The sequence below is a fragment of the Salinisphaera sp. SPP-AMP-43 genome (assembly GCF_049568105.1).
In the GTDB taxonomy this organism is placed as follows: Bacteria; Pseudomonadota; Gammaproteobacteria; order Nevskiales; family Salinisphaeraceae; genus Salinisphaera.
The window spans coordinates 1,957,294-1,982,352 of sequence record NZ_CP145335.1; the positions used below are offsets into that span (position 1 = coordinate 1,957,294).

Below are 25,059 nucleotides of genomic sequence, written 5' to 3' on the forward strand. Positions count from 1 at the left end.
GCACTCCTTCGAAACAACGGCTGCTGGGCCGTAATCCAACGTTGCCGTTTGCCGACGTCGCGCCACGACGCCGTACTCGCGGCGCCTCGGATTGCAGCCCAACTGACCTTGGCGCGGACGCGTACGAAACCTCAACACGCCCTAGGCGGCTCTGTTGATGCTGTCCGTGAGTTGCCACTGCGAACCGTTGGCCCGCTCTCGCAAGTGCCGCACCCGCGACATGTCGGGCCCGGACTTTCTGCGGCTGTCGGCACAACCTGGCACGCGGTGGTATCCGGGGCCGGTGTGGCGGGCCGGCCGCCCGATTCACGGGTTCTAGGCTATGGAATCGCAGGGCAGCGACGTACGCCGCATCTGGTTGATGGCCATGCTGCGGTTGGCGGCCTGGCTGGGGGTGGCCGCTGTTGTGGGCGCGATCTTTGGCGCCATCACCTTGGCGTTGCTGATCGCGCTGTCTATCTATACCGCGGGCCATCTGTTGTATGCCTATCAGCTGCACCGCTGGCTGGCGCGGCCCCGGACCCAGCCCCGCGACGGCTTTGGCGTCTGGCAGGAAATCTATACCGAGCTATACCGGCTCAAACAGCGTAATCGACGGCGCAAGAAACGGCTCAAGAGTATTGTCGCGGAATTTCAGGCCTCGACTGCTGCATTGCCTGATGGCGCCGTGGTGATCGACGACCGCGGCCGGATCGTCTGGTTCAACACAGCGGCTGCTGCGCTGCTGGCACTCCGTGCGGGCCAGGATAACGGTCAACGGATCGTCAATCTACTGCGCCATCCGCGGTTCGCCCAGTTCCTGGCCGATGCTGGCGGGACCGGGGCGCAACTCGAGGTGCCATCGCCGGTCAACGATACCGATACTCTCGTTCTTCGGGTGGTGCCCTACGGCAATGGCCAGCGGCTGTTAATCGCCCGCGATATCAGTGAACAGAAACGCCTCGAATCCACGCGTCGCGATTTTGTGGCCAATGCCTCGCACGAACTGCGCACGCCGCTGACCGTCTTGCGCGGCTATCTCGAGATGATGACCGAAGAGGCCGCCGAGGACGGCGATCTGGTGCGATGGCAAAAGCCGATCCATGAAATGGACGCCCAGTCGGCCCGCATGGCGCGCATTATCGATAGCCTGCTGCGTTTGGCCCGGCTCGAGAGCGAAGGTTTGGCCCAGGCCCAGGAAACGATCGACATGGCGGCCCTGGTGCGGCGGGGGGTCGCCGAGTTGGAATCTGGCGCGGGCCACGAGCATGTCTTCGTCGTCGAAGTCGACGACACGCTGGGGTTGTTCGGTCGGCCGGGCGAAATCGAGAGCGTGATCTCGAACCTGTTGTTCAATGCCGTGCGTTATACGCCGAGCGGCGGACAGGTAACGGCGCGTTGGTCGGCCGACCGTGGCGGTGCCGTGTTCGAGGTCATCGACGATGGGCCGGGCATTGCCGCCGAGCATCTACCACGTCTGACCGAGCGGTTCTATCGGGTCGATGCCGGGCGTAGCGCCGCTGACGGCGGTACGGGGCTTGGGCTGGCGATCGTCAAGCATAGCCTAGAGCATCATGAGGCCGAGTTGTCCGTCGACAGCCAGCTCGGCCAGGGCAGCGTGTTTCGCTGTGTCTTTCCGAGCCAGCGCTTAGTCAGTCGCGACGTAGCCTGACCGACGTCCTCCTGGGCGCTGCTTATTTCCCGCTGTGAGTCCCGTATTTATACGGCGATCGCCGATGCGATGCCGGCATTTCCGCGTGCCCGAAAATCATTCTGGCCATTTTTAAAATCTGAAATAAAAACGTCATCGAAGAGGTGTTTAATTGGGGCGTCGACCTGGTCAAATGCCGGTTTTATCGGCCGATTCAGAGTAAGTCGGTTTTAAACCAAGCTATTAGAATCTGGGGTTCGACATTGAATTTTAATGGCATACACAACGGGGGCTACGTGCCTGCCGCATATTACGCCTCAAGGGAGATAGCTTATGTCGATTAAAGCCCAATACCGCGGAATTGCCACCGGAATTGTATCGGTTGCATCGGTTTTCGGTGCAATTCCGCAGGCTAATGCGTTCGATTTCAAGATTTCTGGACAGGTCAGCCGTGCCATCATCGGGGTCGATAACGGTGAGGACCAGGACGTCGGTTTCGTAGACAACCATGCCTCCAATACCCGGTTCGGTTTCTCGGGCAGCCAGGACATCAATCCGGACTATTCGATTGGCTTCGAGTATGTGCTGGGTATAGGCGATAACCAATCCAGCGACTTCGATGTGAATCAATCGCCTGGCGGGGTGGGTCTGCAGAACCGCCAGGCCAATGTCTTCATTAAGGGCAATTACGGCAAGTTCACCTTGGGTAAGCAGGATGGCGCGGCGAACAGCACTTCCAAGGTCGATTTTTCCGGTCTGACCGATCTGGGCGGCGGTACCGTGGTCAAGGATTATTTCGGCAACGTCAGTTTCCTGGCCGATGATGGCACGGTCGGCACGACCATCGGCAATGTCTACGACAGCTTCGATGCACTGTCGCGCCAGAACGCGATCCGCTATGACACGCCGAGCTTTGGCGGTCTGACGTTTTCGGCCAGCTTCGACGAAGACCAGGCCTACGAATTCGCACCGCGTTACAAGGGGGAATTCGGTAATGGCATCAAGTTCGAGGCGGCCGCCGACTATGTCGACAGTGGCCAGCAGAACGAAACCGTGCTCCAGGACGGTACCACGACCGACGGCGGCGATTTTCAGGAATACGGCGGTTCGGCCTCGGTGCTGCTGCCGTCGGGCCTGAATTTCACCGGTCAGTACAAACGTCGCGACTACGACAACATGGTTTATACCAACGGCGAAGAGATGGACAGCGCTCAGACGTATTTCGGCGGGGTGGGCTATATCTTCGGCAAGAATCACGTCCAGGCGCTATACGGCCATACCGACGATCTGTATAACGATGGAAGTGAAGCCGATAACTATGGCATCGCCTATCGCTACGATCTGATGGAGGCGGTGAATATGTATGCGTCCTACCACCATCTGACGGCCGATCATCTCGACCTCGAGGGCGGCGATGCCCAGGATATCAACGTCATCTTCGCTGGCGTTCGCGTCAAGTTCTTCTAAGTCTCGTATGCAACGTTTAGTGATAATGGCAACGGCGCTGATGGTGGCAGGTCTGGCCGGTTGTGCCGCTGGCCCGCCGCGTATGCAGCAGCCCGACTACGACGACCTGCCGGGCACCCGGGATATGGCCAGTGGCCCAGGCCTGTTGAGTGGCGGCCATTACGACCGTGCTAACGGGGGTGGCACGCTGCTTTATTCGGACGATAAACCCGATCAGTCCGTATTCGGTTCGGCCCAGCGTGCCGGCGACACCGCAGCCCCTAAGGCGAAGCGCCCGAACGAGCCGCCAGCTGAAAAATCGCCCAGTCCAGAGAGGCAGGCGAGCGAGTTCAGCGATTTCCGTGAGTTTCAAGCCTACGAGCGGTTCCAGAAATTGCCGGAGGATTCGGCGGAAAAGCAGCGCTTCGAGCAGTGGCAGCAATGGCAACAGTACCAACGCTGGGAAAAGCGCCAGCAACAGTAATATGCTCTGTTGGCAAGATCACGGACTCCAAGTTTCAGTTCATCCAAGGCTTTTCGTGGGTGTTCGTGGCAGCGTCGGTCGGGTGGGCAACGAATGCGATAGCCTGTCACGAGGCTGTCATGCGCCGAACGCATAGTGGGCCCCAGTCGTCCTCGCATGGGCGACGGTTAGACGTACGTTCCCTTGCGTCTATCGGGTACGAAGCGAAACCCCAAGCGTGGCGTCGGCCCCTCCTTGCCGGCACGTGATCGCAGACTTGGCTGCGATAGCTCCCCGACACGCTTGTCGCTCTTCTGTTTAGCCCGGCTGTGCGGCCGGGCTTTTTTAATGTGACACACTCGGCTTCGACCCGCTTTCAAGCAGGGGCGTACCGTAAATAACGTGTTGCTGAAAAGCATATTCCAAGCGCCCCGTGATGCACCGGTTCGGTATGACAATGCTAGCCGTCAAAAGCGGGGTTGCGACGCCCGGAACCTTGCGCGGCGCCGAATGCCTACGCCCGCGTAATGCAGTGTCAGCCCGGACGCGGTATGCGGAGGGGGTGGGCTATTTACGAGGCTGGGAACAGACCGGCGTGTCACATGGGTGTCATAATTCGCGCCTATCGTTAGGACTCCGGCGGAGGTTCGAAGCACGAATCATCCGTTATGCAATGCACGAGATAGGAGATTCCTGTGCGACTGACATGGAACAAGACGCTGGTTACCGCGATTGCTGCGTTGTCGATCTGGGGTTCGGCCGGTGCGGCAGTCGACCAGATCAACGGTGCGGGCGCGACGTTCCCGTATCCGGTGTATTCGAAGTGGGCTCAGGCCTATCAGCAGGCAACCGGCATTCGACTCAACTACCAGGCGATCGGCTCCGGTGGTGGTATCAAGCAGATCGAAAACAAGACGGTCGATTTCGGTGCCTCCGACGCGCCACTGAAAAAAGACGAACTCGATAAATACGGTCTGCTGCAGTTCCCAATGGTCATGGGCGGCGTGGTGCCGGTCGTGCATGTACAGGGCATCGAGCCCGGCAAGCTGCGCCTAAACGGTGACACACTGGCCAAGATCTATGCCGGCAAGATCACGAACTGGAATGATCCGGCGATCCAGAAGCTCAATCCGGATATGGACCTGCCGGATGCCGACATCACGGTGGTGCACCGCTCGGATGGCTCGGGTACGACCTGGAACTTCACCAGCTATCTGAGCAAGGTCAGTGATATGTGGGCCAACGGCCCAGGCCATGCCAAGGCCTTGTCCTGGCCGACCGGTGTCGGTGGCAAGGGCAACCAGGGCGTGGCCTCGTACGTGGATCGCATCAAGAACTCGATCGGCTATGTCGAGTATGCCTATGCGCTCCAGAACAAGATGACCTACGTGTCGCTCAAGAACAAGGCCGGCAAGTTCGTGCAGCCGACCGCCGCGAACTTCCAGGCCGCTGCCGCGAACGCCGATTGGGCCAACGCCCCGGGTTTCTATGTGGTGTTGACGGATCAGCCCGGCAACAAGAGCTGGCCGATCACCGCTGCCACCTACATCCTGATGTACAAGAAGCCGAGGAACCCGCAGACGGCCCAGGCCGTACTCAAGTTCTTCGACTGGGCCTACGAGAACGGCGATCAGATGGCCGACAAGCTGGACTATGTGCCGATGCCGGACAGTGCCGTGAAGCTGGTGCGCGACAAATGGCACAGCCAGATCAAGGGCGACGACGGCCAGCCGATTTGGCCGGCGAAGCAGTAAGCCTGCTGCCAGCGTCGGGCTGCCGTGATCGCGAACGGCGCCCCGTCTCGAGCGGCCGACCCGATCCGGGTCGGCCGTTTTGTTCGCCCGCTCGCCGCCGGGCAGGCGAACAAAACGGCTGACTCACCGATGGAGACCAACAGTGAGTGACATGACCGCCTCTACCGAGTCCCAGCGGCTGGCGCCCGAACGGCGTGCCGTGGGGGCGCTCGGCGATCGTATCTTCCACGGCGTGACGGCCATGTCGGCGCTGATCGTACTGGCCATGATCGCCGGCATCGCGGTCTCGCTGACGATCGGCGCTTGGCCGGCGCTGTCCAAATTCGGTTTCGGCTTTCTGACCAGCACCCAATGGAACCCGGTCACCGACGATTACGGCGCCCTGGTGGCGGTATTCGGTACGCTGGCCAGTTCGGCGCTTGCGATGGTGATCGCGGTGCCGGTGAGTTTCGGTATCGCCTTGGTCGTGACCGAGCTGGCTCCGGTCTGGCTGCGCCGGCCGATCAGTACGGCGATCGAACTGCTAGCCGCGATTCCGAGCATCATCTATGGGATGTGGGGGCTGTTCGTATTCGCGCCGTTTTTGTCGGAAAACGTCCAGCCCTGGCTTAACGATGTCTTCGGCGATCTACCGATTCTGGGTTACCTGTTTTCCGGGCCGCCGATCGGTATCGGCGTGTTCACTGCCGGCCTGGTGCTGGCGATCATGGTCATTCCGTTCATTACGGCCGTGATACGCGATACCTTCGAGGTCGTGCCCTCGGTGCTCAAGGAATCGTCCTATGCGCTCGGTGCGACCACCTGGGAAGTCGTGCGTAGCGTGATCCTGCCGTATACCAAGACCGGTGTGGTCGGCGGCATCATGCTGGGGCTGGGCCGCGCCCTCGGCGAAACGATGGCCGTGACGTTCGTCATCGGCAACGCGCACAACATCCCGAACGGGCTGTTCTATCCCGGCAACAGCATCGCGGCGACGCTGGCCAACGAATTCACCGAAGCCTCCGGCGAGCTGTATACCTCAGCGCTGCTGGCCCTCGGTCTGGTGCTGTTCGTGATCACGCTGGTGGTGCTGGTACTGGCCCGGCTGTTGTTGCTGCGACTGTCGGCCCAGGAAGGCCAGTAGGAGGCTGTCATGACGCTCTATCAACGACGCAAGTTCATCAACAATTTCAATATGACGGCCGCGGTGCTGACCACGCTGTTCGGCCTGTTCTGGCTGGTCTGGCTGCTCTGGACGCTGGCCAGCCACGGGGTGGGCTATCTGAGCTGGGATGTATTCACCCAGTCGACACCGGCGCCGGGCAACAGTGGTGGCCTGTCGAATGCCATCGTTGGCAGTCTGATCGTCACCCTGATCGGCACAGGCATCGGCGCGCCGATCGGCATCTTTGCCGGGACCTATCTGGCTGAATACGGCCGCAGCAGCCGGGTCGCGGCCATCGTTCGGTTTTTCAACGACGTGCTGCTGTCCGCGCCGTCGATCATCATCGGTTTGTTCGTCTATCAGATCGTGGTGATCTGGATGGGGCATTTCTCGGCACTGGCCGGCGGTATCGCGCTCGCGTTGATCATTATTCCGCTCAACGTGCGTATTACCGAGAACATGATGCGCCTGGTATCCGACCAAATGCGCGAGGCGGCAGCCGCGCTGGGCATTCCGCGTTGGAAGATCATCACCCGTATCGTCTATCGCGCGGCCCTGTCGGGCATCATCACCGGCGTGATCCTGGGCATCGCGCGTATTGCCGGCGAGACCGCCCCGCTGTTGTTCACCGCGCTCAACAACAACTTCTTCAGTACGGATCTGCTGCAGCCGATCGCGAACCTGCCGATCATGATCTTCCAGTTTGCGCTCAGCCCCTATGAGGACTGGCACCATCTGGCCTGGGTCGGCGCCTTTTTGATCACGTTCGCGATCCTTGCGCTCAATATCCTGGTGCGGTTCGTACTCCGCCCGAACAAATAGGAGAGCATTCCATGGCCAGTTCTTCGACCGACTCGCTTTCCCCAGGCGCCACATCGAACGTAGCGGCCCGTAATACCTATGGCGCGGCCGAGCGCCGCGCCGACAACGACATGCATCGCGACGCCGAGGCGCCGCAGCCGTCGGCCAAAGAGCCGGACACAACCGGCGTGGTGGCCAAGCAGAACCCCTGCAAGGTATCCGTGCGCGATCTGAACTTCCACTACGGGGATTTCCATGCGCTCAAGGACATCAGCGTGGATATCGTCGACAAGGAAGTGACCGCCTTCATAGGCCCCTCGGGCTGTGGCAAGTCGACCCTGTTGCGCTGTTTCAACCGGATCTTCGAGCTGTATCCGGGCCACAAGGCCTCTGGCTCAATCGAGATGGATGGCATGAATCTGCTCGATCGCGGCGTCGATTTGAACGTATTGCGCTCCAAGATCGGCATGGTATTCCAGAAGCCCACGCCATTTCCGATGAGCATCTACGACAATATCGCCTTCGGCGTGCGCCTGTATGAAAGGCTCAAGCGCCACGAGATGGACGAACGGGTGGAGTGGTCGCTGAAAAAAGCCGCGCTCTGGGACGAGGTCAAAGACAAACTGCGCGCCAACGGCAGCGCCTTGTCCGGCGGCCAGCAACAACGGCTGTGTATCGCCCGCGCTGTTGCGGTCAAACCAGAGGTGCTGTTGCTGGACGAGCCGGCCTCGGCGTTGGACCCGGTCGCTACGCTCAAAATCGAAGAATTGGTCCACGAACTGCGCGAGGACTACACCATCGTCATCGTGACCCACAACATGCAGCAGGCCGCGCGGGTGGCCGGCTACACCGCGTTTTTCCATCTCGGCGAGGTGGTCGAGTATTCGGATACCGATTCGCTGTTCACCAATCCACGCGAAAAACGCACCGAGGACTACATCACCGGCCGCTACGGCTGAGCTACCCGAACAACGCGAAAGAGGCGATCATGGATCTGGACAAGGTTGGCATCGAAAAACATACCTCCAAGCAGTTCGACGTCGAGCTGGAGGACGTACGCGAGCGCGTACTCACCATGGGCGGCCTGGTCGAGGAGCAGATCGCCAACGGGGTGAAGGCGCTGGTCGAAGGCGACGGCGGCCTTGGCGAACAGGTCTCGCGTAGCGACTACAAGATCAACGCCATGGAAGTGGCGATCGACGAGGATTGCACCAAGATTCTTGCCCGTCGCCAGCCCCAGGCCGGCGATCTGCGCCTGGTGTTGGCGATCGCCAAGACCATCACCGATCTCGAACGGATCGGCGATGAAGCTGAAAAGATCGGACGGATGGCGATGCAGCTGGCCGGCCAGGAACGCCCGACCAGCGCGTTTCGTCAGATCGAGGCCTTGGGCCGGCACGTGCGCGAGATGGTGCGCGATGCGCTGGATTCATTTGCCCGCATGGATACCGATGCGGCCTTGGCGGTGGCCCAGCACGACAGTGAAGTCGATCGGGAATACGAAGGCGTCATGCGCCAGTGCATCACCTTCATGATGGAAGACCCGCGCACGATCCGGCATATGCTCGATGTGATGTGGGCGGTCAAGGCGCTCGAACGGATCGGCGATCACTCGACCAATATCGGCGAATATGTCGTGTACTTGGTCGGTGGCCGCGACGTACGACACATCGGTGTGGAAGAGCTGGAAAAAGAGGTCATTCGCGGGCCGCGTTCCGATCGCGGTTCGAGCGAGACCTAGCGTTTGCCAGGTTGGGCTCGATCGCTGCGCTAGAGCGGCTTCGTGGCATGAGCGCTGCACGGTCGCGCGGCTTGGTTTAATCATATAACAAGCCGCTGCCGGGCCCTGAGGCCGGCCCGGAGCGCACGACTCTGACGACGAGCCGGGCCGCTGCCGATGGTGTTGCGCCGCTAGGTCCGCGTGCTAAGAGCCGGCGCGGGCCGAATCCCCGCGACACCCCCTAGCGGAGCTGGTTTGGTTCATCTATACCAGGCAGCGACAACGCTGGCGTGCTGACGTGGCGCGCATCGTTGCGCGCCCGACCCTTCGGGTGGGGATGTCCATGGACCGGGCTAGGGCGGGTCGTCGTGCGATACACCGCCGTCTCAGGGGCGCGGGCGCTTGCGAGTGATGCTCGCCCATCATCCCAGGCGGCGTTGCAGGTCTTGACCGTGCGGCCTGCCACGCTCGGCGGCCTGCGCCTTGCCCGACACGATGGGCGGCCGGCATGCGGTAGCGTCTCTTATGACGACACGTCCTAGGGCGAACCGGGGATTGCCAGCTGGATCGTGATACGCCCAGAGCCGACGACTTGTGCCGGGTCCACGGCGCGGCCCGTCGATGCAGCACCCATAGGCCACATCAACTGATCCTGGCGGCAAATCGCCGGCGCGCACGCTTGTGGCCAGTCGGGCAGCTACGGCATGGCTGGCATGCTGCGCCGATCGGCCAAAGTCGATGCCAGAACGTCAATCGGCCCCGGCTTTGATACTATCTGCGCGGTCTGAACGCGTGGATGGTCCCTGTTGGCGAAACAAAACCGTAAATCGGGTAAGCAATCGAGTCCCAAACGCGGCAAGCCGCGCAGCTGGTTGCGTCGCATCCTGCCGTATTTCGCGCTGCTGCTATGCGCCGGCGCAGCGGCCTTGGCGCTGTATATGGTGCATCTCGACCGGGAGGTTCGGGCCAAGTTCGAGGGCACCCGCTGGAAGCTGCCGGCTAAGGTCTATGCCAGTCCGCTGGAGTTGTACGCCGGCCTGGATATGTCCGAAACCGGTCTCGAGCGTCGACTGAGGCGCCAGGGCTATCGCGAAGCAAACTCGATCGACGAGGAAGGCACCTTTTCGACCTCCGGGGCCCGTCTATCGATCCATACCCGCGAATTCCAGTTCTGGGACGGCAGCCAGCCAGCCCGCAAAGTGCGTCTATCGTTCAACGGCACGGGCGTGGCCTCGATCAAGGCGATCGATAACAGGGGCAGCCTGGCGCTCATTCGTCTCGATCCGCTACTGATCGGCAGCATCTATCCGGCCAAGGGTACGGACCGGATTCTGGTCAAGCTGTCCGATGTGCCGCCGATGCTGCCGGCGGGCCTGATCACGGTCGAAGATCGGCATTTCATGACCAACTGGGGGGTCTCGCCGCGGGCAATCCTGCGCGCGGCGTGGGCGGATCTGCGCGCCGGGCATATCGTGCAGGGCGGCTCGACTATCACCCAGCAACTGGTCAAGAATTTCTATCTGAGCAATCAGCAGACCCTGGCGCGCAAGATCAAGGAAGCCTTGATGGCGATCCTGCTCGATGCGCACTATTCGAAGCCGGAAATCCTCAACGCCTATCTCAACGAGGTGTATCTCGGCCAGGACGGCTCGCGCGCGATCCATGGCTTCGGCTTGGCCAGCTATTTCTATTTCCAGAAGCCGGTCCAGGAGCTCCAGCCCCAGGAGATCGCGCTGCTGGTGGCGATGGTCAAAGGCCCGAGTTACTACAATCCGCGACGCCATCCCAAGCGGGCCAAGGCCCGTCGCAATCTGGCCCTGGACATGTTCCACGCAGCGGGCTTTCTCAAGGATAAGGCCTGGAAACAGGCCAAGGCGTCGGATCTGGGCGTGACCAGCCGCTCGGCCCATGGCAATACCCAGTATCCAGCGTTCATTGATCTGGTGCGCCAACAGCTCCAGGGGCAATACAAGGAATCCGATCTGACCGACGAAGGTCTGCGAATTTTCACCACGCTCGATCCGGCGGTTCAGGCTGCCGCCGAAAATGAGGTGGATCAGGGCCTCAAGCGAGTCGAAAAAGCCCGCGGCAATATTGGCCAAGACAGCCTGGAATCCGCAGCGATCGTGACCAGCGTCGAGGGCGGTAACGTGCTGGCTCTGGTCGGCGGGCGTGATCGCGGCTATGCCGGCTTCAATCGTGCCCTACAGGCCCAGCGTCAGATCGGCTCGTTGATGAAGCCGGTCGATTATCTGACCGCGATTGAGAATCCGTCCAAATACAACCCGATCACGCCGCTCGATGATTCGGCGCTGTCGGTCAAGCTGGCCAACGGCAAGGTCTGGCGGCCGCAGAACTACTCGCAGCGCAGCCACGGCCATGCAGTGCCGCTGTACTACGGCCTGGAGCACAGCCTGAACCTGGCCAGCTCGCGGTTGGCGCTCGCTACGGGCATCCAGGACATCATCGATACGCTCCACGATCTGGGCTATCGCGGTGAGCCCATGGCCGTGCCGTCGCTGGCCCTGGGGGCGGTCAACATGACGCCGCTGGATGTGGCTCAGATCTACAACACGATCGCCACCGGCGGTTACTACACGCCGCTGCGGGCGATCCGCGATGTCACCACGCGCACCGGCGAGCCGCTGAATCGCTACCCGCTCAAGATTCACCAGGTGATCGATCCGGCACCGGCCTATATCATCCAGTGGTTGATGCAACGGGTGGCCCGACACGGCACCGGCGCCGGTATGTATCGGGTGCTCAACGGCTCCAAGACCATGGCCGGCAAGACCGGGACCACCAACGATCTGCGCGATGCCTGGTTTGCCGGCTTCGGTGCGAACCGAGTCGGCGTAGTCTGGGTCGGGCGCGACGATAACAAGTCTGCACATCTGACCGGCGCGACCGGAGCGCTGCCCATTTGGTCGCGAATCATGAACGACATCGGCGTGCGCGGAATCGTGAATACACCGCCCGACAACGTTGCCGAAGTGCCGCTGCGTCTGGTGTTCGATCCCAGTGCGCCCAACAATGGGCTAGGGCCGAATCCGAATGCGGTCTACAATAATGGGCAAAACTGTCCGAATGCGGTAAAAGTACCGTTCGTCAAAGGGTTTGTACCGCAGGGGCTGACACCCTGCGATACCGATATCATGAGCCAGAATGCCCGCCACCATCGTCGCCAGCGTCAGCACGACCAAGACGACGAGAAGAAGGGCAACTGGTTCCAGCGTCTGTTCTGATATGGGTCACACGAAATCACTCGTCGCGCTCGGCGCGTTACTCCTTATGGTGGGCTGTGCCAGCCAGAATGGCCGAATGCCCGAGCCAGGCCAGAGCTATCCCTCGCCCGAGCCGCAGACGGGCACGACATCTGGCAGCCAGCGTCAACAGCCGCCGGTGCAGTCGTCATCCAGCCAGCCGACGCCGTCGGCCAATCAGCCGGTGGTACAGAAAGCGCCGCCGCGCAGCGCCCACGAGATCAGCAGCCCGGCGGTGATGTCGCTGCTCGGCAGTGCCGATACCCTGGCCCAGGGCGGGCATATGGATGCCGCCGCTTCCACGCTCGAGCGGGCGCTCGATCTCGATCCACGCAACCCGTTTATCTATCAGCGTCTGGCCGCGGTACGGCTGGCTCAGGGGCAGAACGGCCAAGCCGAGCAGATGGCGATGAAGTCCAACAGCGTGTCGAACAACAATCCGTTCGTGGAAGCCAGCAACTGGCAGTTGATCGCCGAAGCCCGGCACTCGGCCGGCAATACCCAAGGCGCCAGCAAGGCTAAGGCCCAGGCCGTCAATTACCGCCAATCGGCGGCCCAATACGACCAATGACAGCGGCGGCCGGCGCCGCGCTGTTTGACGACGACGCGGCCTTGTCGGCTGCGTTGCCTGGCTATCGTCCGCGTATCGGCCAGGCCGAGATGGCGCATGCAGTAGCCTCGGCCATGGATCGCGGCGGTCGATTGGTGGTCGAGGCCGGTACCGGTACTGGCAAGACGCTGGCCTATCTGTTGCCAGCGCTGGCCTCGCGCCGAAAAGTGATCGTCTCGACCGCGACCCGCTATCTGCAGAGCCAGCTCGCGGAAAAAGACGTGCCTCTGGCGCAGACCGTGCTCGGGCGCAACATCCATACCGCGGTGCTCAAGGGACGGGGCAACTACCTGTGCCTGCACCGGCTCGAGATCGCCGAATCCAGCGGTGATCTGTATATGGCGCCCAAGCTACGGGCAGTGCGCGACTGGGCGAAAACCACGCGCACCGGCGATATCGGCGAATTCGGCGACCCGAGCGATGGCGATGCCCTATGGCCGCGCATCACCTCGACCACCGACAACTGTCTCGGGACCGATTGCCCGCTCTACGATCAGTGTTGGGTGTTGCATGCCCGACGCGAAGCACAGGCTGCCGATCTGGTGATCGCCAATCATTATCTGCTGTTCGCCGATATGACGCTGCGCGAGGCCGGCTTCGGCGAAGTGCTACCGGGCGCCGATGCGATCGTGCTCGACGAGGCCCACAAGCTGCCGGATATCGCCGGCCGCTTCTTCGGCCAGGCCGTGTCCTCGCGACAGCTGCGCGATCTGAGTCGCGATACCCGGGCCGAGCTCGAGGCGCTGGGGTCTGACATGCCGGATGTGCTCGATCAGGTGAGCACGCTGGCCGATGCCGAGCGAGCGTTTACCGACGCGTTGGGCCAGGGCGCTTTTACCCAGAGTTGGCGCGAATCGGTCACGCCCGAGCGCGAGGCGGCTCGCGACCGGCTGGTCGAGGCACTGGCTGGTTTGGAAGCCTGGCTGGAGCCAGCCGCCAGCCGGAGCGAAGGGCTGAAGTCGGCTGCTCGACGCGCGGCCGACCTACAGACTCGGCTGGCGACCGTGGTGGCCGAAGACGGCGAGCGGGTCAGCTGGCTGGAGCGGCGCGGCGCGAGCTGGATTTGGCACAGTACGCCGCTGGATGTCGCCACACCGTTTGCGCGCGCGGTCGAGGCAATGCCGGGCGCCTGGATCTTTACCTCGGCGACCCTGTCGGTCAAAGATCATCTGGGGTATTTCTGCGACCGGCTCGGCCTGACCGGCGTAGAGCAGAAAATCCTGCCCAGCCCCTTCGATTACGAGAACAACGCGCTGCTGTATTCGCCGCAGCGCATGCCTGCGCCCTCGGCGCCGCACTTCGATGACGCTGTGATCGACGAGATCGTGGCGCTGATCAATGCCGCCGAGGGCGGCACCTTCGTGCTCTGCACCAGCTATCGTGCGGTGGCGCGCTATGGCCAGGCTCTGGCCGAGGCCGGCTTCGAGCCGTTGATCCAAGGCCAGGCGCCGCGCACCCAGCTGCTCGAGGATTTCCGCGCCGACGAGAACGCGATTCTGGTGGCCACTAGCAGCTTCTGGGAAGGCGTGGACGTACGCGGACGCGGTCTGCGGCTGGTGATTATCGATAAACTGCCGTTTGCCTCACCGGCCGATCCGGTGCTCGCGGCACGCTTCGAGGCCATGAAATCGGCCGGCGAAAACCCGTTTATGGATTATCAACTGCCCCAGGCCGTGATTACCCTCAAGCAAGGGGTGGGTCGCTTGATTCGCGATGCCGACGACCGCGGCGTACTGGCGATCTGCGATCCGCGCCTGTTTACGGCCCGCTATGGCCCGGTCATTCGAGCTAGCCTGCCGCCGATGTCGATCACCCGCAGCCGCAGTACGGCCTGTGCCTTCGTCGATGATCTGGCCCCGGCTACCGCCGAGGGGGCGTCGTGAAGATTCTGGCCATTGAGGCCTCGACCGAGGCGCTGTCGGCAGCCTTGTTCGACAGCGCCCAGCCCGACGGCACTGCAGAAGTGTTCGAAATCGCGCCCAGGGCGCATGCCCAGCGCCTGTTGCCGGCGGCCCAGCAGCTACTCGACCAGGCCGGTCTCGGACTTGCCGATCTCGATGGACTAGCGTTTGCTCGCGGCCCGGGCGCATTCACCGGCCTGCGGATCGCAGCCGGCCTGGTTCAGGGGCTGGCAGCCGGTGCGGGATTGCCGGTGGTCGGTATTTCAACGCTGGCCGTAGTCGCGGCCCGGGCCCTCGATCAAATCCCGGAGGCCGGCCGCGTACAGGTGGTACAGGATGCCCGCATGGGCGAGATCTATACCGCAACGTTTGCCCGCGCCGACCTGCCGGTATCGGATGACGTCGAGCGCGTTATGGCGCCTGCCGATCTCGAAGTCGCCACCGGGTCGGATACGATAAGAGCCGGCAATGGTTGGGCGCTGGTCGTCGAGAGCCAGGCGCTCGCCGAGCAGACCGTTTACGTCGAAGCGCCGCATGCGGCCGATGTCGCACGGCTGGCCTGGCCGATGTTGCGTGATGGGCAAGGGCGGCCGGCGGCCGAGGCTTTGCCAGTCTATGTGCGCGATGATGTCGCTCGTAAGCCCGGCGGATCTCGTTAGGGCTACTAATGGGACGCAGGAGTGGCGCTTCGGAGCCCGCCTAGTGCGGTCTGCAAAACACGCGCCGTCGTTGTCGCATGGGCCGAGCAACATAGGCTAGACCGCTGGGTCCAATTGATGACCCAGCTGGCGCGAGCAGACTCGGTCATGAATACCCGGGCGCCCGCTGTGTGTTGGTACGGTGGCATGCCGCCGGGCATGGCGCCTTGATAAGCTCTGGCAGCGATACCGAACACAACAGGAGGAGTGGCCATGCGTTACCGTCTCGACGATATCGAACCCGAGGTGCCGGCCAGCGGCGATTATTTCGTGGCCGACAATGCGAGCGTGATCGGGCGGGTGCGACTGGCCGAGCGCAGCAGTATCTGGTTCAACGCCGTACTGCGTGGCGATCAGGAGCTGATCGCCATCGGCGAGGGCAGTAATATCCAGGAAGCCTGTGTTCTGCATACCGATCCCGGCTATCCGCTCACCGTCGGCGCGGGGGTTACGGTCGGCCATCAAGCGATGCTGCACGGCTGTACCATTGGCGATAACAGTCTGATCGGCATCCAGGCCGTGGTGCTGAACGGTGCACACATCGGCCAGAATTGCCTGATTGGGGCCGGGGCGTTGATTCCCGAGGGCAAAACGATCCCGGACAACAGCCTCGTGATCGGCGCGCCGGGCCGCGTCAAACGCGAGCTGACGGTCGAGGAGATCACCGGTCTTGGCGAAGGCGCTGCCCACTACGTGGCCAACTATCGTCGTTTTCTCGCTGGCCTGACGGCTGTTTGAAGACTGCTACGGCTAGCGGCCGGTCAGATAGATATCGAAGCGGATCGCGCGCCCGGACATCGTCAGATCCGGGGGCGCCAGCGGTTCGGCCCGCGCATGTTGTTTGACCACTACGCGGCGCAGGGCGTGCTGGCGGGCAACCGCGAGCAGGGCGCCGGCGTCCTCGTCGGTCCCGGCGATTTCGGCCAGCCAGGCCAAGGCTTTCTGCGGCTGTGATTTGCGGCGCGGACTGGCGAACATCGGATCGATATAGATGGCATCGAAGTCGCCGGCGTCAGTTCGTGTGGTTAGCCACTGGCCGGCTTCGGCGTGTACGGGAAGCACCCAGTTCGGCCACCATTCCGGAGGGGCGGCGTCGTCGGCCTCAATGCGCTCGGAGGCATCGGCCAGCAGCGCATACAGCGCTGGCTGGCGCTCGACGGGCATCACTGTGCAGCCTAGCGTGGCCAAGGTGGCTGCATCGCGGCCGAGCCCCGCAGTGGTATCGAGAACGCGCATCGGCGGATGCCGATGGAGCCCGAACGCCCGTGCCATTGGCGACTGTCGACCGCCGGCCCGGCGCTTGTCCAGTTCGGCCGGATCGGCCAGCACACAGCGGATACCGGTATCGCCTGCGCTAGCCTGGGCATGATGAATGACCAGGCTCTGCGCATCGCGTGTTATGAAAAAACCGACCTCCGGGAGACTGGACGCCACCGGGATCGCGAGTGCCTGGGCGCGCTTGGCGTCACTCTCGGCCTGGGGCGTGGCGGGATCGATATGCCAGACCACTTGGCGGGTGTCGCCGTTCATACCGCGCAGCGCCGGCCGTCCATGCATCGCGTGCCGCTCAACTCAGACGCGACGTATCGAAGACTTGCTGTAGCTTCTGGGCGAGCCGGTAATTGCCCTCGACCTTGATCTTGCCAGTCAAAAACGCCGGCAGCCCGTGCATGCGGCCGGTCATCAGCTTGATCAGGTGGTCATCGCGGATACGCAGGGTGACGTCCGGGTTGTCGGCCAGGCCTTCATGAGCACTGCAATGGCCCCGATCGATGGTGATATAGACCGGATGGGCAGTCATATACTGAGCCGTCATACTCAGATTGCCCGCCGTTTCGGGTTTGAAACACAAGGGCAGGCGGGTCAACAACTCGCGGGCGTCTTTCATCGGGCGATCGGCAGCGCATCAATTAAACCCGATATGATGCGCGAGCCAGGCGAGTTTGCCAACGCGCGATTGCTCATTCGTACTGGGGGCGACGGTGCCGAATGGGCCCGGCCGGGCCGTGAGCGACGGGGAGTCGCAGTCAGCCCCGCGTCGTGGTGCCTCGGGCGCCTGATAAACAGTGCACAAGGCAGGTAGACGGCCAGCCAGCCGCAACACCCCGGGACTGGGATCGCCCCGAGGCTGCGATCGCGCCTGCTCAGCCGTCGAGGTAATCGATGACCGCCGCGTATCCCGGCTCGGTCAACAGGATCGCGTTGACCGTGGTCTCGTAGATCCGGCCGTCGCGCCGGAGTTTTTCGATCTCCGCGCCGTCTTCATTGGCATTGAGATAGTAAAAGTCGCGGCCTTCGTCGAAGCTGTCCTTGAGTTGTTTGAAAGCCAGGAAGGCTGCGCCTTTGCTGTTCCCTCGCTCCTGATCTATCTCTTTGAGACTCCAGGTTTTTTCGGACTTGGCCATAGGTGTCACGTATCCTCTTTGGATTGTTCGCAAAGCTAGCAGCGGCTTGGACGGGGGTCAACGCAGTGCTGTACCCGACAATTATCGGATGTCGCAGTGCGCTTATTGCTTTATCTTAGCGAGCATAATCCGAGTTCGTGACAAGGAGAACCACCGGGATGAAAATCAGTGAGCTGGTCTCGCAGTGGCAGTCGAGTGCTGGCGAGCCGCGTACCGATCATAGTTACGACGTTCAGCTTCCAATCTACGATGCTGCGAAGATCGAAGCGTTGGTCGAAATGTTTCCGGGCCTGACCCGGGAACGGATTATTACCGATCTACTGGCCTGCGCGCTGGACGAACTGGCGAGTTCGTTTACCTACCAGCCGGGCGAGGAAGTCGCCGCCTACGACGAACTGGGCGACCCGATGTATGCCGATGCTGGGCTGACACCGCGCTTCCAGCAGTTGACCAAAGCGCATGCCGAAAAGCTCAAGCCCGGCGACTAGCCGGCCCGAAGGCGGCTGGCGCCATTGGATCGAGACCGCACTCGCCCTGGACGTGCCGGCGGCCGACCAGCTGGCCGCCCGGGATGCGCGTTCGCTAGACAGCGCAGGGCGGCCGGCCGGCGTGTTGATCGCAATCGAGGCCGGTCCCGAGCCTTTAGTCTATTTCACCGAGCGCAGCGGTCAGCTCAAGCATCATCCTGGGCAGATCAGCTTCCCGGGTGGCCGGTTGGAAGAACGCGATCCCGATCTGGCGACGGCCGCGCTGCGTGAGGCGGAAGAAGAAATCGGACTCGATCGCCGGCACGTTGCGCTGCTTGGGCCACTGCCGCGCTACTGTACCGTCACGGGCTTCGAGATCAGCCCCTTCGTCGGCTGGGTCGATCCCGCAGCGACGGTGGTGCCGGATGGGATCGAGGTCGCCCGGATCTTCAAGGTGCCGCTGGCCTATGCAGCCGACGCTGCCCACTATCGGATCCATCGGCGTCTCCGAGATGGTCTCGAATACCATGTCTATTCGATCGATTTCGAGGGCAACCATATCTGGGGTGCGACCGCCGGTATGTTGATCGGTCTGGCCCAGAGAATCGCGCTTGCCCGCGGCGAAGCGTTTACGCTCGCCGGTGCGGTCCAAGCCGATGATTTCTAACTCTCGTTGCTATCGCGGATAGCACAGCCCGCTGGGTAGCGGGCCGGTTTTATGGCCGGCTGTCGGTGTTGTCGGCCACGTCGTCGCCGTTGTGTCGCTTGGCGGCCTTGAGCAACGGCTCGATCAGGTCCATGGGCAGCGGGAAGACGATCGTAGCGTTTTCGTTGTTGCCCATATCGAGGAGCGTCTGTAGATAGCGCAGCTGCATGGCCTGGGGTTCGGCGGCCAGCTGGTGCGCGGCGTCGCGCAGGTTTTCGGCGGCCTGCAGTTCGCCCTCGGCGTTGATGATCTTGGCGCGCCGCGAGCGCTCGGCTTCTGCTTGGCGGGCGATCGCGCGGGTCATGCTCTCGTCGAGCTCGACTTGTTTGATCTCCACATTGGCCACCTTGATACCCCAGGCATCGGTCTGGCGGTCGAGAATCTCCTGGATATGGGTATTGAGCTTTTCACGCTCGGCGAGCATGTCGTCCAGGTCGTGCTGGCCGAGTACGCTACGCAGGGTGGTCTGAGACAGCTGGCTGATCGCCGTGAAGAAATTCTCGACTTCGACGATCGCCTTGTTAGCTTCGATGACGCGGAAATAGACCACGGCGTTGACCTGAACCGAGACGTTGTCGCGGGAGATGACTTCCTGGGCTGGCACGTCCATGACGGTCACGCGCATATCGACCTTGATCATCTTCTGGATGATCGGCACGACGAAGAACAGGCCCGGGCCTTTGACGCCGGTCATACGGCCGAGGGTGAACATCACACCGCGCTCGTACTCCGGCAGAATCTTGATCGAGGCGAATACGAAGATCGCCAGCAATACGATCACGGCAATCACGATATTGAACAGCATGTCAGGATCCTTCCGGCCGCCGGCCGGCATTGTTGGGATGAGCGTGGGCGGTGGTTTCGGCCTTGGGCCGTACGAATACCGTGAGCCCGCGGGCGCCGGTGACCGTCAGGGTCTGATCGCGAACCACCGGGGTGTCGCTAACGGCCTGCCAGGATTCGCCGTGCAGCCAGACCCGGCCTTCGCGCTCGAAGTCGAGTAGGGCCACGCAGTCGCGACCGATCAAGCCCTCATGGCCGGTTTCGACATGATGGCGGCGGGATCGGGCGAACAGCCAGACCATCAGCCCAAGAATCAGCACGGCCGTGATCGCGATGCCAATGATTACCCCCATGGACACCCCATAGCCGGGCACATCGCTGTCCATCAGCATGATCGAGCCGAACACGATCGCTGCGATACCGCCGAGGCCAAGTGCGCCAAAGCTTGGGACGAAAGCCTCGGCCACGAACAGGAGTACGCCTAGCAGGATCAGGGCCGCGCCGCTATAGCTGACCGGTAGCACATGAAATGCGAACAGCGCTGTCACCAGGCTGATGCCACCGACCACGCCCGGCAGGGTAGCGCCGGGATTGAGTGCTTCGGCGGCCAGCCCAACGATACCGATCATGAACAGCAGATAGGCGACCGTCGGATCGGTGACGATGGCCAGTAGCTCGGTCCGCCAGCCCGGTTCGAGCGCCTCGATCGACAGATTCTGGGTATGCAGGGTCACCGGGCCGGCCGCGGTTTCGACCGTGCGGCCATCGATCTGTTTGAGCAGAGCCTGTTCGTTGTCGGCCACTACGTCGATCACATTGTTCTTGAGCGCGGCGCTCGCCGAGAGGCTGGCGGCCTCGCGTACTGCCTGTTCGGCCCATTCCGCGTTGCGGTCGCGTCGTTCGGCCAGGCTGCGGATATAGGCGACCGCATCGTTGACCTGCTTGCGGCGCTCGGTCGCGCCGTTGTCGAGATTCAGCGTATCCGCGGTCGCATCGCCGCTTTCCGAACCCTGTTCGGAGTCGTCTGAATTCTTGGCCTCATCTTGCGGCTGGTCGCGTTGGTTGTCGGACTGCGGCGTCGAGCCGCCGCCCAACTCGATCGGCGTAGCCGCACCGAGATTGGTCGCTGGGGCCATGGCTGCGATATGCGTGGCATACAGAATATAAGTACCGGCACTGGCTGCACGAGCGCCGGAGGGCCCGACATAGCCGACCACGGGCACCGAGGAATTCAGGATCGCCTTGACGATATCGCGCATCGACTGCGACAGGCCGCCCGGCGTATCCAGACGCAGGATGATCAACGGCGCCCGGGCCTGGTTGGCGGCATTGATTTCATCGACAACATAACTGCCGATCGCCGGACCGATCGCGCCGTCGATGGGGATTTCTCGGGCCGTCTGCGATCGAACGCCGGCAGCAGCCGCCACCATCAGCCACAGCGCGGCCACAGCCAGGGCGGTGGCGGCGATCAGACGTAGCATGCGGCGGTGTACGGGCTGCATAGGCATATGAACGCATCGAGCCGCCGAGTGGATGCGGTTACAACACCTCGTAGAGTGCGACCAGCTGACGGGTGACCTTGTGCCCGGGCGCATAGTGGATCAGCGGAATCGATGCGTCGTGCGATTCGCGTACCTTGATCGAGCTGGTCACATGTTGGTCGATGATGGGATGGCCTTCGTCGCGTAGTTCCGCGAGCATGCGCTGGGGTAATTTGGCCCGGGGCTGAAACTGATTGACCACGATACCGTCGATCGTTAGCGCCGGATTGTGGTCCTCCTGGATCTCGTGAATATTGTCGAACAGCGCATACAGCGCCTGGCGTGCGAAATCGTCACAGTCGAAGGGAATCAGGCAGCGGTCGGCAGCGATCAGTGCTGACTGGGAGAAGAAATTCAGAGCCGGTGGGGTGTCGATGAAGATCTCGTCGAAACCGTCCAGTTTGTCGAGTGCCTGGCGCAGTTTGTAGATCTTGTGCTTGGTCTCGAGTTTGACCCGCAGCCCTTCCAGGTCGGGGTGGGCGGCCATCACTGACAGACGATCAAACGGTGTCTCGGTCACGTAGTCGGCCAGCGTTTCGTCTCTGCGGCCACGTTCGAGGGTGGCTTCGAAAAAATCGGCGCTGCCGGATTCGGCCTGGCGGCCATCGGAGGACAGCAAATACTGGCTGGCGTTGCACTGGGCATCTAGATCGATCACCAGCGTTTGTTTCTTGCCGCGCTCGGCGGCGATCGCCGCGAGATTGCACAACAGTGTCGTCTTTCCGACACCGCCTTTCTGGTTGAACACGACCCGAGTCGTCATGAGTGTCCTTGGCTGAGCCCCAGCTGCTGGGATGTCTTGTCGTTATTGATCATATCGACCGGCCGATGCGCCGTCGAGCGCGTTGGCGATCGCGGGTAAAGCCGTACTGGCAGTCGCCGCCAGGCGGCAGTCCACGGTCCCGGATACCGGGGTAGCTTCCGGGTTGATCTCGATCACCGGCGCGCTCGAAGCAACGGCGGCATCGACCAAGGCCGCGGCCGGATAGACGCGATTGGAAGTGCCGACCACGATCACAGCCTCGGCCCGGGCGAGTGCGGCATCGGCCGTCTCCACCGCCTGGGCCGGCAGCCTCTCGCCGAACCAGACCACGTCCGGACGGCTCATGGCGCCGCAGACCGCGCAATAGCCGGGCGTCTCGTCGGCCGGCTCAGCGACCGGCACCTCGAGCGTGGTATCGCAGCGGCTACAACGTTCGCGCCAGATGCTGCCATGTAATTCAGCGACCCGCGTGCTGCCCGCGGCGGCATGCAGTCCGTCGACATTCTGGGTAGCGACCGTGACCTCGAATCGCGGCTCGAACCCAGCGATCGCCCGGTGTCCGGCATTGATCCCGCCGCGAGCAATCAGGGTACGCCGCCATTGATACCAGCTCCAGACCCGTTCTGGATGCGCAGCGAATGCCTCCGGAGTGGCTAGATCTTCTGGCGCATAGCGCGCCCAGAGACCGGTTTGGGCTTGGCGAAAAGTCGGGATGCCCGATTCCGCCGAAATGCCGGCGCCGGTGAGCACTAGCAGGCGCTGGCGATCGGCTATCAGTCGGGCGGCGGTCGCGATGGTTTGTGGATCGAGAGCAGTGTCTGCGGTCATGGCCTCATGTTAGGCCCTGTCGCGCTGCGTTGCGAGGCGATTGGGATCAGCCTTGCAGGAAGATCGAGTAAGACGTCGATAAAACAGGAGCTTGAGCGAGCTCAGTGGCCTCGTCGTGGCACGCTCGCTGCGGATCGGGCAAGCCGGCCACCGAATACCGAGCCAAACGCGTGCGAGCGCCGTGCGACGCGTAATCGGCATAGGGCAGCCGAACCCAGGCACGAGACGCGCCAGCGCTTCGAGGCGACCCGTCAAGATGCCGTCGTAAAGACCGGTGCCCGTGCGTCGCGGTGTGGCGCCTTTGGCGTGTCACGGCGACAAGCTGCGGCCGCAGCTTGTCGCCGGTGCGGACTGCCGAAAACAGGTCGCCGAATCGTCTAGCCGTCGTTGGACTCGGTCGAGGCCCGCTGGCGCGGTCCGGAACCGGCCCGAGGCGCGCTGGAGGCCGCTCGACGGCGCGGTTTCCATTGCACGCGATACAGGTCGTGGCGGCGGTCCAGCATGTTCTGCACCGAGCCCGAGGTGCGGGCTTCGTGCAGCGTGTCCAGTCGGACATCGGCGATCGCGACCATTTCGGCGTTGGGCGTCGTGTCGGCCGCGATGCCGTCGCGGGCAAAGGCGAAGTCACAGGGGGTAACGATTGCCGACTGGGCATAGTGCATATCCATGGCATGGATACGCGGCAGGTTGCCGGTATTGCCGGCGGTCGCGACATAGATCTGGTTTTCTACCGCCCGCGCATGTGCCGAGTAGCGTACCCGCAGATAGCCGGCGCGGTCCTCGGTCGAAAACGGCACGAACAAGATATTGATGCCCTGATCGGCCAAGTGCCGGGAAAGTTCGGGGAATTCGCTGTCATAGCAGACCAGTACCCCGATCGGGCCGCAGTCGGTCTCGATGGCATTGAGCGAATCGCCGCCGACGATGTTCCAGTGCTCGCGCTCGCCTGGCGTGGGGTGGATCTTGGGCTGCATGTACTCCGAACCGTCACGGAGATAGATATAGCCGATGTTTTGCAGCTCGTCGCCCACCTGGGTCGGATGCGAGCCGGCGATGATGTTGATATTGAAACGCACGGCCAGATTGGCCATGAGCTCACGGAAATCGTCGCAGAAATCGGCCAGGCGCCAGATCGCGGCTCGACGATGCAGCTCCTCGTTCTTGATCGATAGCAGCTGGACCGTGAATAGCTCCGGAAAAACCACGAAGTCCGACTTGGCATCGGCAGTTTCGCGTACGAAGTAGGTCACGATCTGGGCGAATTCGTCGAAGGAATCGACTGCGCGCTGCATGTACTGCACGGTCGCGATACGTACCGTATTGCGCCGCTGCAGATGGACATGCGAGTCGCCGGCGACATCTTCGCGGTATTTGTACTCGGGATTGCGCCAGAGCAGGTGGGCGCCGTAGCCCATCGAATCCGGGTCGTCCGGCAGATAGTTCGGCATCACGCCCAGCAGCTCGTAGCCTTCGGAAAGCTGGAACGACAAGATCCGGTCGCGGATGGTCTTGTTGGCGACCGCATCGACATAGGCCTGGGCGCTGCCGAACTGCTTGTAGCGACGGCGCAGCCCCGGCAGACGACCCACGAAGACGATGCCTTTCAGGCCCAGTTTGACTGCCAGGGCCTCACGTTCGCGATACAGGCGCCGGCCGATGCGCAAGCCCCGGGCATCGGGATCGACGCAGATCTCATAACCGTAGAGATAGTCGCCGTCGATATCGTGGGTCGAGCCGTAGCCATTGCCTGAGATCTGCGCCCAGCTGTGTTGGCGCATGACCTGAAGTTCCGGCAGACAGATGGTCGCACAATAACCGACGACCCGGTCTTCATAGACCGCGACCAACTGGCCTTCGGGGAAGTTATTGATCTGGCCGCGCAGTTCGTCGAAGGAATAATCGTCCATCTTCGGATAGGCGCGTTGCACGATCCGGTTGATGGCCGGAATATCCGATAGCTTGGCCTTGCGGACGATCAGGCGGGAACGACTGTTCTGAGGCGCCATGGCAACTCCTGATGAAAAAATACCCGCGGCCGGAGGCTATTGCACCCCCGGCCCCGGGTATCGACGTAGGGCGACAGCGGTCGCGCCCGAAACTACGGGCCCGCCGGCGACAGCACAAGTCGTCGGT

The 25,059-nt window shown here is 62.4% G+C and carries 23 protein-coding genes; 15 read left to right on the forward strand and 8 right to left on the reverse strand.

The window, feature by feature from the left end:
• Positions 1–322 precede the first annotated feature (322 nt).
• The 13 genes from phoR (at position 323) to V5738_RS08405 (ending at position 16,168) form a co-directional block, all read left to right on the forward strand.
• On the forward strand, positions 323–1,651 hold the full coding sequence (phoR, locus tag V5738_RS08345; protein ID WP_423823958.1) for a phosphate regulon sensor histidine kinase PhoR: 1,329 nt from the start codon (positions 323–325) through the stop codon (positions 1,649–1,651).
• A gap of 312 nt (positions 1,652–1,963) precedes the next feature.
• Positions 1,964–3,097, forward strand: coding sequence for a porin (locus V5738_RS08350; protein WP_423823959.1), 1,134 nt, complete (start codon positions 1,964–1,966; stop codon positions 3,095–3,097).
• Between the two features lie 82 nt (positions 3,098–3,179).
• Entirely contained in the window at positions 3,180–3,560 is a 381-nt protein-coding gene (locus V5738_RS08355) for a hypothetical protein (RefSeq protein ID WP_423823960.1), read from the forward strand.
• A gap of 680 nt (positions 3,561–4,240) precedes the next feature.
• Entirely contained in the window at positions 4,241–5,293 is a 1,053-nt protein-coding gene (gene pstS, locus V5738_RS08360) for a phosphate ABC transporter substrate-binding protein PstS (RefSeq protein WP_423824154.1), read from the forward strand.
• A gap of 151 nt (positions 5,294–5,444) precedes the next feature.
• Positions 5,445–6,416: a phosphate ABC transporter permease subunit PstC gene (gene pstC / locus V5738_RS08365; protein ID WP_423823961.1), complete on the forward strand. Its 972-nt coding sequence runs from the start codon at positions 5,445–5,447 to the stop codon at positions 6,414–6,416.
• 9 nt (positions 6,417–6,425) lie between these two features.
• A complete protein-coding gene (gene pstA / locus V5738_RS08370; protein WP_423823962.1) occupies positions 6,426–7,259 on the forward strand; it encodes a phosphate ABC transporter permease PstA in 834 nt (277 codons plus the stop codon).
• An 11-nt stretch (positions 7,260–7,270) separates the two neighbouring features.
• Positions 7,271–8,197 carry a phosphate ABC transporter ATP-binding protein PstB gene (pstB, locus tag V5738_RS08375; protein ID WP_423823963.1) on the forward strand — a complete coding sequence of 309 codons (927 nt, stop codon included), beginning with the start codon at positions 7,271–7,273 and terminating at the stop codon, positions 8,195–8,197.
• 29 nt (positions 8,198–8,226) lie between these two features.
• Entirely contained in the window at positions 8,227–8,979 is a 753-nt protein-coding gene (gene phoU, locus V5738_RS08380) for a phosphate signaling complex protein PhoU (RefSeq protein WP_423823964.1), read from the forward strand.
• A 785-nt stretch (positions 8,980–9,764) separates the two neighbouring features.
• On the forward strand, positions 9,765–12,203 hold the full coding sequence (gene mrcB / locus V5738_RS08385) for a penicillin-binding protein 1B (protein ID WP_423823965.1): 2,439 nt from the start codon (positions 9,765–9,767) through the stop codon (positions 12,201–12,203).
• 76 nt (positions 12,204–12,279) lie between these two features.
• A complete protein-coding gene (locus V5738_RS08390) occupies positions 12,280–12,792 on the forward strand; it encodes a tetratricopeptide repeat protein (protein WP_423823966.1) in 513 nt (170 codons plus the stop codon).
• Positions 12,789–14,714, forward strand: a complete 1,926-nt coding sequence (locus V5738_RS08395; protein WP_423823967.1) for an ATP-dependent DNA helicase — start codon at positions 12,789–12,791, stop codon at positions 14,712–14,714. The genes V5738_RS08390 and V5738_RS08395 overlap by 4 nt, the downstream gene beginning before the upstream one ends.
• Positions 14,711–15,391 carry a tRNA (adenosine(37)-N6)-threonylcarbamoyltransferase complex dimerization subunit type 1 TsaB gene (gene tsaB / locus V5738_RS08400; RefSeq protein ID WP_423823968.1) on the forward strand — a complete coding sequence of 227 codons (681 nt, stop codon included), beginning with the start codon at positions 14,711–14,713 and terminating at the stop codon, positions 15,389–15,391. The genes V5738_RS08395 and tsaB overlap by 4 nt, the downstream gene beginning before the upstream one ends.
• A 252-nt stretch (positions 15,392–15,643) precedes the next feature.
• On the forward strand, positions 15,644–16,168 hold the full coding sequence (locus V5738_RS08405) for a gamma carbonic anhydrase family protein (protein ID WP_423823969.1): 525 nt from the start codon (positions 15,644–15,646) through the stop codon (positions 16,166–16,168).
• Between the two features lie 12 nt (positions 16,169–16,180).
• On the opposite strand, the gene V5738_RS08410 is transcribed toward V5738_RS08405, so the two are convergent.
• The 3 genes from V5738_RS08410 to V5738_RS08420 form a co-directional block, all read right to left on the reverse strand.
• Entirely contained in the window at positions 16,181–16,960 is a 780-nt protein-coding gene (locus V5738_RS08410) for a class I SAM-dependent methyltransferase (RefSeq protein ID WP_423823970.1), read from the reverse strand.
• A 37-nt stretch (positions 16,961–16,997) separates the two neighbouring features.
• Positions 16,998–17,318, reverse strand: a complete 321-nt coding sequence (locus V5738_RS08415) for an SCP2 sterol-binding domain-containing protein (RefSeq protein WP_423823971.1) — start codon at positions 17,316–17,318, stop codon at positions 16,998–17,000.
• Between the two features lie 256 nt (positions 17,319–17,574).
• Complete coding sequence (locus tag V5738_RS08420; protein ID WP_423823972.1) at positions 17,575–17,835, reverse strand: hypothetical protein; 261 nt, start codon at positions 17,833–17,835, stop codon at positions 17,575–17,577.
• Positions 17,836–17,993: 158 nt separating this feature from the next.
• Here V5738_RS08420 and V5738_RS08425 point away from each other — a divergent pair, with 158 nt between their 5' ends.
• Entirely contained in the window at positions 17,994–18,323 is a 330-nt protein-coding gene (locus V5738_RS08425) for a type 1 pili tip component (protein ID WP_423823973.1), read from the forward strand.
• A complete protein-coding gene (locus V5738_RS08430) occupies positions 18,295–18,969 on the forward strand; it encodes an NUDIX hydrolase (RefSeq protein WP_423823974.1) in 675 nt (224 codons plus the stop codon). The genes V5738_RS08425 and V5738_RS08430 overlap by 29 nt, the downstream gene beginning before the upstream one ends.
• Positions 18,970–19,018: 49 nt before the next feature.
• Here V5738_RS08430 and V5738_RS08435 read toward each other — a convergent pair whose 3' ends face one another.
• The 5 genes from V5738_RS08435 to V5738_RS08455 all read right to left on the reverse strand — a co-directional run bounded on the left by V5738_RS08435 (position 19,019) and on the right by V5738_RS08455 (position 24,932).
• The gene (locus V5738_RS08435; RefSeq protein WP_423823975.1) at positions 19,019–19,813 is read right to left on the reverse strand and encodes a slipin family protein; all 795 of its coding nucleotides are present in this window, start codon (positions 19,811–19,813) and stop codon (positions 19,019–19,021) included.
• Between the two features lies 1 nt (position 19,814).
• Positions 19,815–21,275, reverse strand: a complete 1,461-nt coding sequence (locus V5738_RS08440) for an NfeD family protein (RefSeq protein ID WP_423823976.1) — start codon at positions 21,273–21,275, stop codon at positions 19,815–19,817.
• Positions 21,276–21,333: 58 nt separating this feature from the next.
• Complete coding sequence (locus tag V5738_RS08445) at positions 21,334–22,098, reverse strand: ParA family protein (RefSeq protein ID WP_423823977.1); 765 nt, start codon at positions 22,096–22,098, stop codon at positions 21,334–21,336.
• Positions 22,099–22,140: 42 nt separating this feature from the next.
• Positions 22,141–22,926 (reverse strand): NAD-dependent protein deacylase, encoded by a 786-nt coding sequence (locus tag V5738_RS08450; protein ID WP_423823978.1) that lies wholly within the window; start codon positions 22,924–22,926, stop codon positions 22,141–22,143.
• Between the two features lie 377 nt (positions 22,927–23,303).
• Positions 23,304–24,932 carry a GNAT family N-acetyltransferase gene (locus tag V5738_RS08455; RefSeq protein WP_423823979.1) on the reverse strand — a complete coding sequence of 543 codons (1,629 nt, stop codon included), beginning with the start codon at positions 24,930–24,932 and terminating at the stop codon, positions 23,304–23,306.
• Positions 24,933–25,059 lie beyond the last annotated feature (127 nt).